The following is a 15,165-nucleotide window of genomic DNA, read 5'->3' on the forward strand; positions in this document are numbered from 1 at the left end:
GATTATTTTACGCTGATATAAGGTTCGTTATTGTTTGTTCTTTCTACCAATTCTCCAATTGGATTTAAGTCAAATCCTTCATTTTTAGCCAAGCTGATAAACTCATCAATATGATTGTCGTCAACAGCAACCAATAATCCACCACTTGTTTGCGGATCGCAAAGCAATGCTTTCTGATCTTCGGTAATGTCTCCAATTAAATGTCCGTATGAGGCCCAGTTTCTTCTGGTTCCACCAGGAGTACTTCCTTTCTGAATCAATTCTTCTACACCTTTAATTTTAGGTACATCATTGTAATTGATTACTGCATTTACATTACTTCCTTCGCAGATTTCACTTAAGTGTCCCAACAAACCAAAACCAGTAACATCAGTCATCGACTTGATGTATTCTTGTTCGCCAAATACAACTCCCACTTTGTTCAGGCTGCACATTAAATCAACAGCAATTTGATTGTTTTCGTGAGCGATTAATTTCTTTTTCTCGGCAGTGGTTAGAACACCAATACCAAGAGGTTTTGTTAGGAACAAGGTACAGTTTGGACTGGCAGTATTGTTTTTCTTTACTCTTTCGGTGGCTACAATTCCGTTCACCGATAAACCAAAAACAGGATCGCCAATGTCAATAGAGTGTCCACCTGCCAATTGGATGCCTGCATTTGCGCACACATCTCTGGCGCCTTCAACTACTTTCTGAGCAATATCGGTAGAAAGTTTTTCCAAAGGCCAGGCAAGAATAGCCAAGGCCATAATTGGTTTACCACCCATTGCATAAATATCACTTATGGCATTTGTAGCAGCAATTCTTCCAAAATCGTATGGATCATCTACAATTGGAGTAAAGAAATCGGTTGTACTAATTAGAGCCTGACCGTTACCCAAATCGTAAACAGCTGCATCATCTTTAGTATCGTTACCAACCAGCAAGTTCGGATTGGGAATTCTTGGTGTGCTGCTTTTTAAAATGCATTCTAAATCTTTCGGTGAGATTTTACATCCACATCCGGCTCCCGGACTAAACTGTGTCAGTTTCTTTGTTTCCATTGTTTTTGTAATCTGTTAAATGATCCGGCAAAGATATCACTTTTTAGTATTGATTGTCATCCAACTTATGGTCTAATTTTTACAATATTTATTTGTTCATGATCACTTAAATCTTGTAAATTTGGTGTTTGTGAAATTAGATAATAGAGAATTGAAAAAGTTTGTTCCGATAAATTATTTGTTACTGATTATTTGTGGATTTGTAATGCAATCATGTGTTACTCAAAATAAGTATCTGCAATTAGTAAATACATGTGATGCATTTACATGTGTTAACGAGGTGGATGTAAGTGAACAATTGGAATTGCAAAAACAAGGCAAGAGAAAATTACAGATTTATTTGATTCGCCATGCTAAACCAAACCTGAAAAAGAAACTGTTTTATTCTGCAAAACAGGCTCAACAGTACGTTTACGATTACAATTCAGTACCAATTATTCCCTTCGATCCTGAAATGGTGAAGGTGAATTTAAACCCGAATCATATCATTTACTGTTCCAACTTGCCACGTTCACAAGAAACTGCATTGGCAATATTTGGAAAAGATTATACTGTTGTTTCCGATTCCATATTTAGAGAATATGAAATTAAAATGGTAAAAGCCGCTAGCATTATCAAATTGCCTTTACCGATTTGGCAATTTTTTAGCCGTGGTAGTTGGTTGTTGGGTTTTAATCACAAAGGAATTGAAAGCAATAAAGAGGCCAAGCAGAGAGTAAAGTATGCAGTTGAAAATCTGATAAAGGTTGCAGAAAAAGAAGAAACAGCAGTGCTTGTTGCTCATGGCATGTTGAACCATGGATTGGAGAAACAGTTGAAAAAACAAGGCTGGCAAGTCATTCAAAAAAACGGACAAACCAACCTGGGAGCAACTGTTCTTGTTAAGATTGTTGACTTAGAGTAGAAATTTATTTCTTTCGAATCATCATCAGGCCATGACGAATAGGAAGCATTAAATTTTCAACTCTATTATCATTTTGAATAAAGTCATTAAAGGCTAAAATACCTTGCGTCTGTTTGTCTTTTGATTCTACCTCTTCTAAAACTTTTCCATCCCACAGAACATCATCAGCTAAAATAAACCCTCCTTGCTTTAGCTTTAGGTAAACAGCTTCGAAATATTCAATATACTGTCTTTTGTCGGCATCAATAAAAACTAAATCAAATTCTTCATCGATATTTGGAATGATATCTAATGCCTCGCCAATATGGAATTCTATTTTGTCTTCACAACCCGATTGTTTGATGAATTTACGAGTGAAATATTCCAATTCATCATTGCAATCAATGGTATGAATTACACAATCACTTGATGTTCCCATGGCCATGCTAATTGCTGAATAACCAGTGTAAGTTCCAATTTCTAAAACTCGCTTTGGATTCATCATCTGACAAATCATCTTCAAAAATTTGCCTTGCATGTGTCCGGAAAGCATTCTCGGACGTAGCATTTTTACGTGAGTTTCACGAGTAAGGTCTTTTAAAACCTGATCTTCGTTTTCGGTATGTGTAAGGATGTATTCTTCCAGCTCTTTATTAATCTCCAACATGACTTATTTATACATCAAAGTGGTTAATCTATCTTTATTCAAAATTTCGTTGGCAACTTCCATTAATTGCTCTGCAGTTATCGATTCTACTTTTTGGTAGATCTCCTCCAAAGAATCAACCCGATTGTACAACAAGAAGCTTTTGCCAACATTAAGCATCAAGTTCTCGTTGTTTTCCGATGATATGGCAATCTGTCCAATCATCTGATTTTTTGCCTTGGTCAACTGTCCTGGTCCTAGCTTTTTTGTGCAAAGCAAATCCATTTCCTTATGAATTAGGCTAAGGCATTTGTCCAAATATCCCTTATCAGTGCCAAAATAGATACTAAAAACTCCAGTGTCGGCATAAGGTGTGTAGTTTGCTTCAATATTATAAGCTAAGCCATGTTTTTCACGCAATGAAAGATTCAGTCGCGAATTCATTCCTGGCCCACCCAATATATTCGTTAAAAGCGACAATGGAATTCTTCGATCATCATTTGCATCGTAGGCAACATTTCCTAAAACACAATGTCTTTGGTAAGTGTTTTTTACCAAAGTTTGAGTTCTTGGTTTGTAGGAATTCGGTTTTTTCCTTTTGTCGATACGCACATTTTCGGCAATTCCTCCAAAATATTTTTCTACCATCTTCACCAACTTCTTAAAAGGAATATTTCCTACAGAACTAATTACCATCTGGTCGGTGTGATAGTTATTTCTGATGAAGTTTAAGATGTCATCGCGTTTGAAGGCCTTAATATGCTTAGGTGTACCTAAAACATTTCTTCCAATCGGATCTTTTTTGAAAATCAATTCCTCAAAATCATCAAAAATTAGTTCTGACGGAGAATCTTTATATGAATTGATTTCGTCGAGAATTACCTCTTTCTCTTTTTCCAGTTCTTTTTCCGGGAAAACAGAATTAAATGTGATATCGCTTATTAACTCAAGAGCTCTTTTGTAATCTTTATCCAAAAAAGTAGTGTAAATGCATGTTTCTTCCTTGGTAGTGTAGGCATTTAGTTCTCCACCTACATCTTCCATTCGGCTAAGTATGTGATATGCTTTACGTTTTGTTGTTCCTTTAAACACAACATGCTCTATAAAGTGAGCAATTCCCCATTCGTCCTCTTTCTCATCACGGGAACCGGTATTCAAAATAATTCCGCAATGTGCAACATTTGCTTTAACCGGTCGATGAATTAACCGGATACCATTTGATAATGTGTAAGTTTCGAATACCATATACTTTTTTATTAGGCTGCAAAGGTAACAAGAAGTTTAGAATCCGATTAAAATTCCTTTCTATTTTTCTTGATTTTATTTGGTGATGTAAATTTTTTACGTACTTTTGCATCGCTCAAGTAAAGAGGGTACCATAGCTCAGTTGGTAGAGCAATGGACTGAAAATCCATGTGTCCCTGGTTCGATTCCAGGTGGTACCACATCTTTTTTCTTCGAGTAATGAATACCAAGGGGTACCATAGCTCAGTTGGTAGAGCAATGGACTGAAAATCCATGTGTCCCTGGTTCGATTCCAGGTGGTACCACGAAAAAAGCCGATCAAACGATCGGCTTTTTTTGTATCTGTTAACCTTGATTCGGTGACTTATAAATATCGGATATTTTAATTGGTTACAGTAAAGACAGCATTTATGCTGTCTCTATTCTGAAAAATATTTCTCTTAATGTTATTAGTTTGCATCAATCAATAAATCGAATCCTTTCTTTTTAAATTCTCTCTCGGTTGTAGATAGAGATTTGGCAGCAGTAATTGTTGGGAAATTACCTTGGCTAATGTATTGGAGTGCTGCTTGCAGATTGCTCTCTTCTGGATCACCAAAATCATGACTTAAATCGTCAGCAATTTCAAAATCCACAGGAATTCCTTCAAAGTAATTGCCTTCGTCAGCTGCATTGGTAATAGAGAAACTGATTGGAACAATTGCCAAATTAAAATCTTGGTTTTCGAAAACGTACATTCCTACTGGCTTACCATGTGTTTTACTACCAATTAAAATTACTTTATCATCACCTAGGTATGGTTTTAAGCCATTTATTACCATTTCGCTGGCAGATGCTGTTCTGTTTGTTGTTATTATAAATACCCGTTCAAAACCAAGGGCAGATGATTGGTTGCTAAATGCGTATGTGAAGTTTTCATCACTTTTAGAATCATTGTGGAATACTTTAGAATAGATTTCTCCTTCGAATAGATTGCCAGTAATTAAACTAGAAAGTTGATTTGATATGGTGGTACTTCCTCCTCCGTTGTAACGAAAATCTAGAACCAATTCTTTAGCTTCATTATTTTTAAAATAATCAAATGCTTCATTCAGGGCATCTTCAGAACTACCTATGAAACTATCAAAAGCCAGGTAGGCTACTTTTACTCCTTCGTGATCAATGATTTTTCGACTTAATACAGAGTTTTGATCAATTTCTTGTTGACTGGCTGTAATTTCTTTTTGCTCCCCCAAGTTATTTTCAAAAACAAAGGTACAGGTAGCTTTATCCAATTCATCTAAAACTTGATTTTCAGTTAAGTCTGCAATAGCCATGCCATTGATATTGATTAAAGCCCAGCCTCGGGTAATTCCTTCTGACGCTAAAGGAGATTCCTCGAAAATCAATTTTACCCTAAGTTTACCTTCAGAATCATACTTAAATGCTAAGCCATAGCCTTTATAGGTTCCGTTTTCAAGATATGCCAATAAAGCATCAAGATTGGCAATATAACTCCATCTGTCTTGACTCACCAGTAATGCTTCGAAATAGTCATTTACAGAAGAATAATTTGATGCATTTATATTTGGTAATTCTTCATTCCAATAATACCATTCGCTCATCGTTTGATCGATGGTTTCGTAAATGGTTTTGGATTCTCTTCTGGAGTTGTTGTTATCATCATCGCTGCAGGCGGCTATAAATGATGAGAAGATAAAAAGAGAGAGAAAAAATTTAAATGATTTTAAAAATCTATTTTTAGTCATCGATTTGTTGGTTTAGTGATTAATGAATGGATTCTAAAATAACAAAAACTATACCTAGTTTAATTTAAACGCATCAGGAATATGTGTATTGTAGAAAAAATAAATATTTGAAATAAATCTAAATTGTGTAGAAAAAATTGATTTTGAACTATTTTCGGAAATGTATTCCTGTTTTTTGAAAATGTGCAGCATAATTTATTTTGTAGATAGGGATTTTTGCTTACTTTTGTAGCACCAAAACAAACGGTACCATAGCTCAGTTGGTAGAGCAATGGACTGAAAATCCATGTGTCCCTGGTTCGATTCCAGGTGGTACCACGAAAGCCGATCATCTGATCGGCTTTTTTGTTTTCTGTTGGGTAATGAGTTCTCCATCTGTGTATTTTCTCCTCAATTTCTGATACTTATTCTGTTCGGCTTTGAACAATTTTTAAATTACAAACGTTTTCGATCTAAAATAAAGACTTTCAACTGTCTAAGTGCTTTTTTTATTAGAATTAATAAGATATTTTTGCATGACTAAGACCAAGTAAAACAGAATTTAAGATATAAAATACTTTAAAATGGCAGATAGCAAAAAAGCTTTATTGATGATCCTTGACGGATGGGGGATCGGAGACAAATCTAATTCAGATGTGATTTCTTCAGTTGCAACTCCTTATATGGATGGATTATTGGAAAAATATCCAAATTCACAATTGCAAGCTGCAGGTAGATTTGTTGGATTACCTGAAGGACAGATGGGTAACTCAGAAGTAGGTCACTTAAATATTGGTGCAGGACGTGTTGTTTACCAGGATTTGGTGAAAATCAATATGGCGGTTGAACAAGATACTTTAAAAGATAACGAGCAAGTTGTTAAAGCATTTACTCACGCTAAAGAAAATGGAAAGAAAGTTCACTTGATCGGTTTGATTGGTGATGGTGGCGTTCACTCTTTAAGTAAGCATGCTTTGGCTCTATGTGATGCTGCAAAAGCATTCGGTTTAGAAAATGTATTCGTGCATGGTTTAACTGATGGACGTGATACTGACCCTAAATCAGGATTGGAATTTGTTAAGACTTTCGTAAATGATATTACATGCAAAGGGACTGCAAAATTTGCTTCTTTAATTGGTCGTTACTTTGGTATGGATCGCGATAGCAACTGGGATCGTGTGAAGTTGGCTTATGATCTTTACACAAAAGGTGAAGGTAAAGCTACTACTGATGTTGTTGCTGCAATTGAGGAATCATACGCAGAAGGTGTAACTGATGAATTTATCAAACCAGTTGTGGTTGTTGATGAAGCCGGAGCTCCTTTGGCTAAAATTGAAGAAGGTGATGTAGTGATTTGTTTCAATTTCCGTACCGACCGTTTGCGTCAAATGACTACTGTTTTCTCTCAGGAAGACAAGAAGGAATTTGGAATGCACACTATGGATGTAGAGTGGTATACAATGACTTGTTACAATGCCAACTTTAAAGGTGTGAATGTAATCTACGATAAAGAGAACGTTCAGAACACCATGGGTGAGGTTGTTGCAGCTGCTGGTAAAAAACAGATTCGTATTGCGGAAACGGAAAAATATGCTCACGTAACATTCTTCTTCTCGGGTGGTCGCGAAGACGAGTTTGAAGGTGAAAGCCGCTTGTTGGTTGCATCTCCAAAAGTAGCTACTTACGATCTTCAACCAGAAATGTCAGCTCCAGAAGTGGCAGATAAAATTACTGCTGAGTTGAATGCTCAATCGGCTGATTTTGTTTGTTTGAACTTCGCTAATGGAGATATGGTAGGACACACAGGAGTTTACGAAGCAATTTCAAAAGCAGTTCAGGCTGTTGACAACTGCGTAGAGCAAGTTGTTGAAGCTGCTAAAGCAAATGGATACGATGTAATTATTATTGCAGACCACGGTAATGCTGATTTTGCTGTAAATGCTGATGGTTCTCCAAATACAGCTCACTCATTAAATCCAGTTCCATGTGTTTGGGTTACTGAAAATCCAAAAGAAATTGAAAATGGTATTTTGGCTGATGTTGCTCCAACTTTGTTGGATATCATGGGCATTGAGAAGCCAGAAGAGATGACGGGAAAATCTTTGATAAAATAAAAGATTGTAACCGTATATAAAACATTCCGTACTATCTTTGCGCGATAGTACGGATTTTTTTATCCGTATAACTGATACAATTTAAATAGGGAAATAGTGTTACAGATAGGAAAAGCCATAGTTAGTCTTGATGTGATCGAGAAAAAATTCATTTGCGATTTTGGTAAATGTAAAGGTGCATGTTGTATCGAAGGAGATTCAGGCGCACCTTTGGATGAAGAAGAGAAAGCTATTTTGGAAGAGATCTATCCGGATATTAAAGAATATCTTACAGCAAAAGGAATAGAAGAGATAGAAAAACAAGGGACTTCAGTAATTGATTCAGATGACGATTTAGTCACTCCTATCATTAATGATAAAGAGTGTGTTTATACGGTTTTTGAAAATGGATCGGCTTTGTGTGGTATCGAAAAGGCATATCTTGATGGAAAAATATCTTATCGCAAGCCAATTTCATGTTCTTTATATCCTATTCGAATTGATAAGTATGAGGAATTTGATGCTGTGAATTACAACAAATGGGATATCTGTAAACCTGCCAGAGAACTTGGTTTTAAGATGGGAACACCAGTATATAAATTCTTAAAAGAACCATTGATTCGCAAATATGGCGAAGATTGGTATAAGGAGTTAGAGTATGCAGCTGAGAATATTGGCGAAATCATGAAAATGAGATAATAGAATTTTTCACGAAAATATTTAGAGAAACAGTGACCATTTTGGTTGCTGTTTTTTGTTTTATAAGGAGAAGTATTTTGAAATATCAGCAAAATAGCAATTTGAATATTTTATATTATTAGTGTTTGATATATATAAGAAGTGTTTATAATATATGATAAAATATCTAATCATATACATAAAAGGAAATTTAGATATATATCAAAAATAATAAAAATTGAAGGATTTTATAAGAAACCTCGAGATTAAAATATTGAAAGTACTAATCTTGATGTAATAGGATGCTTGGTTTATTTTGCCATAAATCTTGCAAGAACATATTTGTATTCTCGTGATCTATTGTATATTTACCTTCCGTAAATATTTAAATCCAATAAACACTTTAATATGGATAATCTTAAAACATATATCGAAGAGAATAAGGAAAGGTTCCTTGATGAACTTTTTGAATTAATTAGAATTCCTTCAATCAGTTCAAAGCCTGAGCATAAAGACGACATGTACCGTTGTGCTGAGCTATGGAAAAAAATGTTGATTGATGGAGGTGCTGATAAAGCAGTAGTAATGGAAACAGAAGGTAACCCTGTAGTATTTGGAGAGAAAATTCTTGATCCATCTTTACCTACAGTTTTGGTGTATGCTCACTACGATGTACAGCCAGCTGAACCTTTGGAGTTATGGACTACGCCTCCGTTTGAACCGGAAATTCGCGACGGAAAGATTTTTGCACGTGGTGCTGATGATGATAAAGGTCAAGGTTTTATGCATACCAAAGCCTTCGAATATTTGGTAAAAACCAATCAATTAGAGTGTAATGTTAAATTCCTGATTGAAGGAGAAGAAGAAGTAGGTTCTCCTAGCTTACCAAAATTCTGTGAAGACAATAAAGAGATGTTGAAATCGGATGTGATTTTGGTTTCAGATACAGGAATGATTGCTCCTGATGTTCCAACTATTACAACAGGTTTGCGTGGTCTTTGCTATTGGGAAGTTGAAGTAACTGGTCCAAATCGCGACTTGCACTCAGGATTGTTCGGTGGTGCTGTAGCTAATCCAATTAATGTATTGGCTAAAATGATTACTCAAATGGTAGACGAGAATGGTCACATTACCGTTCCTGGATTCTACGATGATGTAATTGAAGTATCAGACGAAGAGCGTGCTTTGATGGCTAAGGCTCCTTATAGCGAAGAAGAGTACAAAAAAGCATTGGATGTTGAAGAATTGGCTGGTGAAAAGGGATTCTCAACTAACGAGAGAACTGGTATTCGTCCATCATTCGATGTATGTGGAATCTGGGGTGGATATCAAGGAGATGGTGCTAAAACTGTATTACCATCTAAAGCTTACGCTAAGATATCTTCTCGTTTGGTTCCTGATCAGAATCATGAGAAAATTGCAGAACTATTCTGCAAGCATTTCGAATCTATCGCACCTAAGAGTGTGAAAGTTAAAGTTGAACACCTACATGGAGGTCAGGCTTACGGTTGTCCAATTGACTTAACTGCCTATAAAGCTGCAGAAAAAGCATTGGAAACAGTTTATGGTAAGCGTCCGGTTCCTGTTCGTTCAGGAGGATCAATTCCAATTATTTCTGATTTCGAAAAAATCTTAGGAGTTAAATCGGTATTAATGGGATTCGGTTTGGAAAGTAATGCCATTCACTCACCAAACGAAAATTATCCATTGGAGCAATTCTTTAATGGTATTAACTCAATTCCGTATTTTTACAAGAACTATGCTGAAATGATGAAAAAATAGTTTGTTAAATGACTATAAATTAAGGGTGTTTCTTACAGAAATACCCTTTTTTGTTGGAATTCACATTTTGGTATGATAACTTTGTATCCTGCTATAAAGTATGTAGTATTCTTCACACTTTTGAGAAAATAATTATTATATTTCCTTTGTGATTTAGTTTAATAATCTGATATCTATTGATAGTATTGGATTTGGCATGATTTATAGCTAAATTAGTATTGTGTGTTTCTGTGTGGTAATATTCATGTTTTATCTTCAATGAACGAATAAAAGCATGATAATAAATTAGAGATCATACAAGTTGAAGTAAATTTGAATACATGGACGAAATATTTGGAAAAATTGGTACTGCTCAAACTCTCAGCCAGAAAATTGAGCGTAGAATTGAAGAAGCAATCCGACAGAAAAAATTACTTGTAGGAACAAAATTGCCTTCAGAGCGTGAGCTTTGTGAAATGTTTGCTGTAAGTAGAACAGCATTGCGTGAAGCATTACGTCGATTAAGTGCTCGAGGCTTAATTCAAATCAAGAAAGGTAGTGGAATGTTCGTGAGTGAACTTAGGATTGAAGATGCGATTGAATCTTTAAATCTGTATTACGACCTTAGTTTTGATAGTGATTTGATTTCTCAGATTATAGAAGTTCGTAGAGTTTTCGAACCAGAAATTGCAAGAATTGCAGCTGCGAATAGAACTGATGAGGATTTAGCTGCTTTGAATAGAAATATTTCAGATCTTGCCGATTGTGATCCTGACAATACGCAGATGGAAGCAGATATCATTAATAAGTTTCACTTGAATGTTGCTAAGGCAACAGGTAACAAAGTGATGATTATTTCAATGGAGCCTATCTATTCTTTACTGCCAAGAATGCGTAATTTAATTTACGCCAATGTTGACGGTGAAAAAGATTTTACCGTAAAAGCACATCGTGCAATTTTTGAGGCCATTCGTGATAAGAATGGTGAGCAAGCTTACAAGGAAATGGCTGGCCAAATTGATCGTACCTTAGAAATATATACTCAATACTTGAAGTAACTCTTGTAGTTTGGGTAAATGAAAAGCGGAGATTGAAAATAAATTTTCAGACTCCGCTTTTTCGTATTTACGTGTGTGGTATTTCTTTAAGCTTTCTTATAAGCTTCAATTGCCTTTTTTACAGAACCATGTTCAAGTAGTAAACTTTTAGAGGTTTCTTTATCAAGTTTTAATTCTTCCATAATCATTATGGTTCCTCTTTCAACTAATTTTTTATTGGTTAGCTGCATGTTTACCATTTTGTTGCCTTTCACTCTTCCCAATTTAATCATCAAACTGGTAGTGATCATGTTTAGGATCATTTTTTGAGCTGTTCCAGCTTTCAATCTAGTGCTTCCTGTTACAAATTCAGGACCTACTACGGCTTCAATAACAATTTCAGCTTCTTTTGAAACTGGAGAGTCTGGATTACAAGTGATACAAGCTGTTAGTAATCCATTTTCTCTGGCTTTCTGCACACCTCCAATAACATATGGTGTTGTTCCAGATGCAGCAATCCCTAAGACAGAATCATTTTCATTGATATCGTAAGCTTGAAGTTCTTGCCATGCTTTTTCTGGATCGTCTTCGGCAGATTCAACAGCACTTCTTAATGCTTTTTCTCCTCCAGCGATTAAGCCAATCACAATATTTGCTGGTACACCAAATGTTGGAGGAAGTTCTGATGCATCAAGAACACCAAGTCTTCCACTAGTTCCTGCTCCAAGGTAAAATAATCTTCCACCTGATTTGATTCTGTCAATCAATAGGCTTACAAATTTTTCAATAGCAGGAATGGCTTTATTAACGGCTAGGTGAATTTGTCCATCTTCCTGATTAATTCCATATAATAATTCACTAACCGACATCTGCTCCAAATTGGAGAAGTTTGAAGGTGCTTCTGTTACTTTGTTGTTGGTTTTCTTATTTGGTGTGTTATTCATGATTCAAATTTTATTCTGCGATATGGAATTCAACTAATCCTTCAAGTGGACTTTTGATTACTTTTCCAGTTTGTAAGTTTAATTTCTCAGCCACCTTATTTAATTCATTTTTAAAATAGTATGCTATACTTCCGATAAAATGAATTGGAAGACTTGAATGATTTTCGTATTGTTTGATGTTGCGCTCAAAGAACTTAGTGAACTCTTCCTGAAGCAGGCTTGATACATATGGGTGCTCAATATTTTCTGAAAGGAAAACTGTGAACTGTGCCAAAAATCGACTTGGAGCTTCTTCTCTGTATACTTTGTTTATGATATAGCCATATTCCAAATCGTGTTTCTTATAAAAAGCAGTAGTGATATCTTCTGGAGCAACACCTTTTAATATGTCGGCAATCAATCTTTTACCGAGTACAGCACCACTTCCTTCATCTCCCAGGATATATCCCAAGGGACGAACATTGTGAGTGATTTCTTTACCGTCATACAAACATGAATTTGATCCTGTACCTATAATGCAGGCAATTCCTTTTTCTCTTCCGCATACCGATCTTGCTGCAGCAAGCACATCGCTATGAATTTCACAAGAGGCAGAAGGAAATACTTCTAACAAGGCATCTTTCACTTTTTGCTTTGTTTCGTCAGTTGCACATCCAGCACCATAAAAAAAGATTTGCTCAACTGGGGCAAAATTTTCAAGTGATCTTACATTATCGATAATCGAACTGATGTCCATATGAAAAGGATTTATCCCTAAAGTTTGTTGTTGCTTTTGGATTTTACCCTTCTTTAATAGAACCCAGTCTGTTTTTGTTGATCCGCTTTCGGCAATTAAAATCATATCCGCTCTTTGTTTTTATAACATGTATGATGAGTGTTGCAGAGAAATAAAATTACAATTTAATGAAGGATTTGCTTTTATATTTTAATGTTATTGCAAAAAACAATTGCATTGAAAACCCTGTGTAAAAAGGAACTTCATTTTCATGATACAAATATAGAAAAATTAATCCCATTGAAAAAGTATTATATAACATGTAATACCAATTTTGGATTTTTTGAATTTCTGTTCTATTTTTGATGCGAAAGTAATTTAAATCAGGAGTTAGCAATATGGAAAATCAAATATTACAATTTAGAGGAGAGCTGGATGAAGCTAAGTTGTATTACCAACCATCGGATGAGTTCGATAAAACGGTAAAAACAAGATATGAGAAAATGCCTGCTGATATTTTTGCTACGGCCGAAAAGGGTGCAAAGTGGGTGGCTCATGAAATTGCAAATCTTATTAAAGAGAAGGCAGAGAAAAATGATCCTTGTGTGCTTGGATTAGCTACAGGAGCAACACCATTAGGGGTATATGCTGAATTGGTGCGTATGCACAAAGAAGAAGGTTTGTCGTTTAAAAATGTAATTACATTTAATCTTGATGAATATTATCCAATGAATAATAAAAGCGCACAGAGCTATAATTATTATATGGATGATGTTCTTTTCAATCATATAGATATTCCTCGCGATCAAATTAATGTACCTGATGGAGAAGTAAGTAAGGAAGGAATTTTTAATTACTGTTCTGAATACGAAGCAAAAATTGATTCATTTGGTGGACTAGATATGCAAATATTAGGCATTGGTAGAACAGGACATATTGGTTTTAACGAGCCGGGTTCGCAATTAGATTCCAAGACTCGTTTAATCATGCTTGATGCTTTAACAAGACGTGATGCTGCAAAAGATTTTAATGGGTTAAATAAAGTGCCTAAGGCTGCTATCACAATGGGAGTTGGTACCATATTTAAAGCAAAGCGTGTAATTCTGATGGCATGGGGAGAAGGTAAAGCTCCTATTGTAAAGAAAGCTTTAGAGGAAGGTCAAAGCGATTCAGTTCCTGCAAGTTATTTGCAACGTCATAGCGATGTGCAGTTTGTGTTAGATGTACCTTCAGCTAACGAATTAACAAGAGTGAAACAACCTTGGTTGGTTGGAAGTGTTGAATGGGATCGTTACTGGATTCGTAAAGCTGTGGTTTGGCTTTGTAACAAATTAGAGAAGCCAGTTCTGAAGTTGACCAATAGAGATTATAATGATAACGGTTTGAGTGAACTTCTTGCTTGGTATGGATCGGCTTATGAAGTAAATATTAAAGTTTTCAACGACTTACAGCATACTATTACTGGTTGGCCTGGAGGTAAGCCAAATGCTGATGATTCGAATCGTCCCGAAAGAGCTGAACCGGCTCAGAAAAAAGTTTTGGTATTTAGTCCACATCCTGATGATGATGTAATTTCTATGGGGGGAACGCTAAAGAGATTGGTTGATCAGAGTCATGAGGTACATGTTGCTTATCAAACTTCGGGAAATATAGCTGTAGCTGATGATGAGGCTATTCGTTTCTTGTCTTTCGTGAAGAGTTTTGCGCAAACACATGATACCAATGAAGGAAACCTACCTAGTGTAATTGAAGATATTCGTAAATTCTTATTGGAGAATAAATCTCCGGGTGAAATGGATACTGTTGAAGTACGCAGAATGAAATCTTTGATTCGTAGAGGAGAAGCAAAAGCTGCTTGTCGTTTTGTTGGTCTTCGTTCTAAGAATCTTCATTTCCTTGATCTTCCTTTTTATGAAACTGGTAAAGTGAAGAAAAATCCATTAGGAAAAGAAGATGTTCAAATTATTGTGAATTTGTTGAGAAAGGTGAAGCCACAACAGATTTTTGCTGCTGGAGATTGGTCTGATCCACATGGAACACACAGAGTTTGCTGGGAAGGAATTTACCAGGCACTTCAAATTGTAAAAGATGAAGAGTGGATGGAAGATTGTTATGTATGGCTTTATCGAGGAGCTTGGCAAGAGTGGGATTTGGATGAAATTCAAATGGCAGTGCCAATTAGTCCAGAAGAATTGCAGCACAAAAGAAATGCAATTTTACGTCATCAATCACAAATGGAAAGTGCTCCGTATATGGGTAACGATTCAAGATTGTTCTGGCAGAGATCGGAAGCTAGAAACAGGGCAACAGCTAATTTGTTTAATAAATTAGGCTTGGCAGAATATGAAGCAATCGAAGCTTTTGTCAGGTTTATTGTTTAGATTTATCATTAC

12 protein-coding genes and 3 tRNA genes are annotated in these 15,165 nt (G+C 35.7%); 9 read left to right on the top strand and 6 right to left on the bottom strand.

Features of this window, described 5'->3' with window-relative positions; genetic code table 11:
* Positions 1-2: 2 nt before the first annotated feature.
* Entirely contained in the window at positions 3-1,043 is a 1,041-nt protein-coding gene (gene selD / locus DF185_RS21150; protein WP_110363428.1) for a selenide, water dikinase SelD, read from the bottom strand.
* A gap of 130 nt (positions 1,044-1,173) precedes the next feature.
* On the opposite strand from selD, the gene DF185_RS21155 reads away from it, so the two are divergent.
* Positions 1,174-1,947, top strand: coding sequence for a histidine phosphatase family protein (locus tag DF185_RS21155; protein ID WP_133250118.1), 774 nt, complete (start codon positions 1,174-1,176; stop codon positions 1,945-1,947).
* 4 nt (positions 1,948-1,951) lie between these two features.
* On the opposite strand, the gene DF185_RS21160 is transcribed toward DF185_RS21155, so the two are convergent.
* Together DF185_RS21160 and DF185_RS21165 are read right to left on the bottom strand one after the other, a co-directional pair.
* Complete coding sequence (locus tag DF185_RS21160; protein WP_110363432.1) at positions 1,952-2,593, bottom strand: O-methyltransferase; 642 nt, start codon at positions 2,591-2,593, stop codon at positions 1,952-1,954.
* A 3-nt stretch (positions 2,594-2,596) separates the two neighbouring features.
* A complete protein-coding gene (locus tag DF185_RS21165) occupies positions 2,597-3,817 on the bottom strand; it encodes a M16 family metallopeptidase (protein WP_110363434.1) in 1,221 nt (406 codons plus the stop codon).
* A 127-nt stretch (positions 3,818-3,944) separates the two neighbouring features.
* Between DF185_RS21165 and DF185_RS21170 the strand changes: the two genes are divergently transcribed.
* A tRNA-Phe gene (locus DF185_RS21170) sits at positions 3,945-4,017 on the top strand.
* A 32-nt stretch (positions 4,018-4,049) separates the two neighbouring features.
* Positions 4,050-4,122: transfer RNA gene (locus tag DF185_RS21175), tRNA-Phe, on the top strand.
* A gap of 144 nt (positions 4,123-4,266) precedes the next feature.
* On the opposite strand, the gene DF185_RS21180 is transcribed toward DF185_RS21175, so the two are convergent.
* Positions 4,267-5,565 (bottom strand): S41 family peptidase, encoded by a 1,299-nt coding sequence (locus tag DF185_RS21180; RefSeq protein ID WP_110363436.1) that lies wholly within the window; start codon positions 5,563-5,565, stop codon positions 4,267-4,269.
* Positions 5,566-5,810: 245 nt separating this feature from the next.
* Between DF185_RS21180 and DF185_RS21185 the strand changes: the two genes are divergently transcribed.
* The 5 genes from DF185_RS21185 to DF185_RS21205 all read left to right on the top strand — a co-directional run bounded on the left by DF185_RS21185 (position 5,811) and on the right by DF185_RS21205 (position 11,134).
* Positions 5,811-5,883, top strand: a tRNA-Phe gene (locus tag DF185_RS21185).
* A 245-nt stretch (positions 5,884-6,128) separates the two neighbouring features.
* Positions 6,129-7,658 carry a 2,3-bisphosphoglycerate-independent phosphoglycerate mutase gene (gene gpmI, locus DF185_RS21190; protein WP_110363438.1) on the top strand — a complete coding sequence of 510 codons (1,530 nt, stop codon included), beginning with the start codon at positions 6,129-6,131 and terminating at the stop codon, positions 7,656-7,658.
* 96 nt (positions 7,659-7,754) lie between these two features.
* Positions 7,755-8,336, top strand: coding sequence for a DUF3109 family protein (locus tag DF185_RS21195; RefSeq protein ID WP_110363440.1), 582 nt, complete (start codon positions 7,755-7,757; stop codon positions 8,334-8,336).
* A gap of 387 nt (positions 8,337-8,723) precedes the next feature.
* Positions 8,724-10,097, top strand: a complete 1,374-nt coding sequence (locus DF185_RS21200) for a dipeptidase (protein ID WP_110363442.1) — start codon at positions 8,724-8,726, stop codon at positions 10,095-10,097.
* Between the two features lie 320 nt (positions 10,098-10,417).
* On the top strand, positions 10,418-11,134 hold the full coding sequence (locus tag DF185_RS21205; protein WP_110363444.1) for a FadR/GntR family transcriptional regulator: 717 nt from the start codon (positions 10,418-10,420) through the stop codon (positions 11,132-11,134).
* Between the two features lie 86 nt (positions 11,135-11,220).
* On the opposite strand, the gene murQ is transcribed toward DF185_RS21205, so the two are convergent.
* Together murQ and DF185_RS21215 are read right to left on the bottom strand one after the other, a co-directional pair.
* A complete protein-coding gene (gene murQ / locus DF185_RS21210) occupies positions 11,221-12,057 on the bottom strand; it encodes an N-acetylmuramic acid 6-phosphate etherase (protein WP_110363446.1) in 837 nt (278 codons plus the stop codon).
* A gap of 10 nt (positions 12,058-12,067) precedes the next feature.
* Positions 12,068-12,898: an ATPase gene (locus tag DF185_RS21215; RefSeq protein ID WP_110363448.1), complete on the bottom strand. Its 831-nt coding sequence runs from the start codon at positions 12,896-12,898 to the stop codon at positions 12,068-12,070.
* 272 nt (positions 12,899-13,170) lie between these two features.
* Between DF185_RS21215 and nagB the strand changes: the two genes are divergently transcribed.
* Complete coding sequence (nagB, locus tag DF185_RS21225; RefSeq protein WP_110363452.1) at positions 13,171-15,153, top strand: glucosamine-6-phosphate deaminase; 1,983 nt, start codon at positions 13,171-13,173, stop codon at positions 15,151-15,153.
* Positions 15,154-15,165: the final 12 nt, after the last annotated feature.

The organism is Marinifilum breve (assembly GCF_003202155.1).
Taxonomy (GTDB): domain Bacteria; phylum Bacteroidota; class Bacteroidia; order Bacteroidales; family Marinifilaceae; genus Marinifilum; species Marinifilum breve.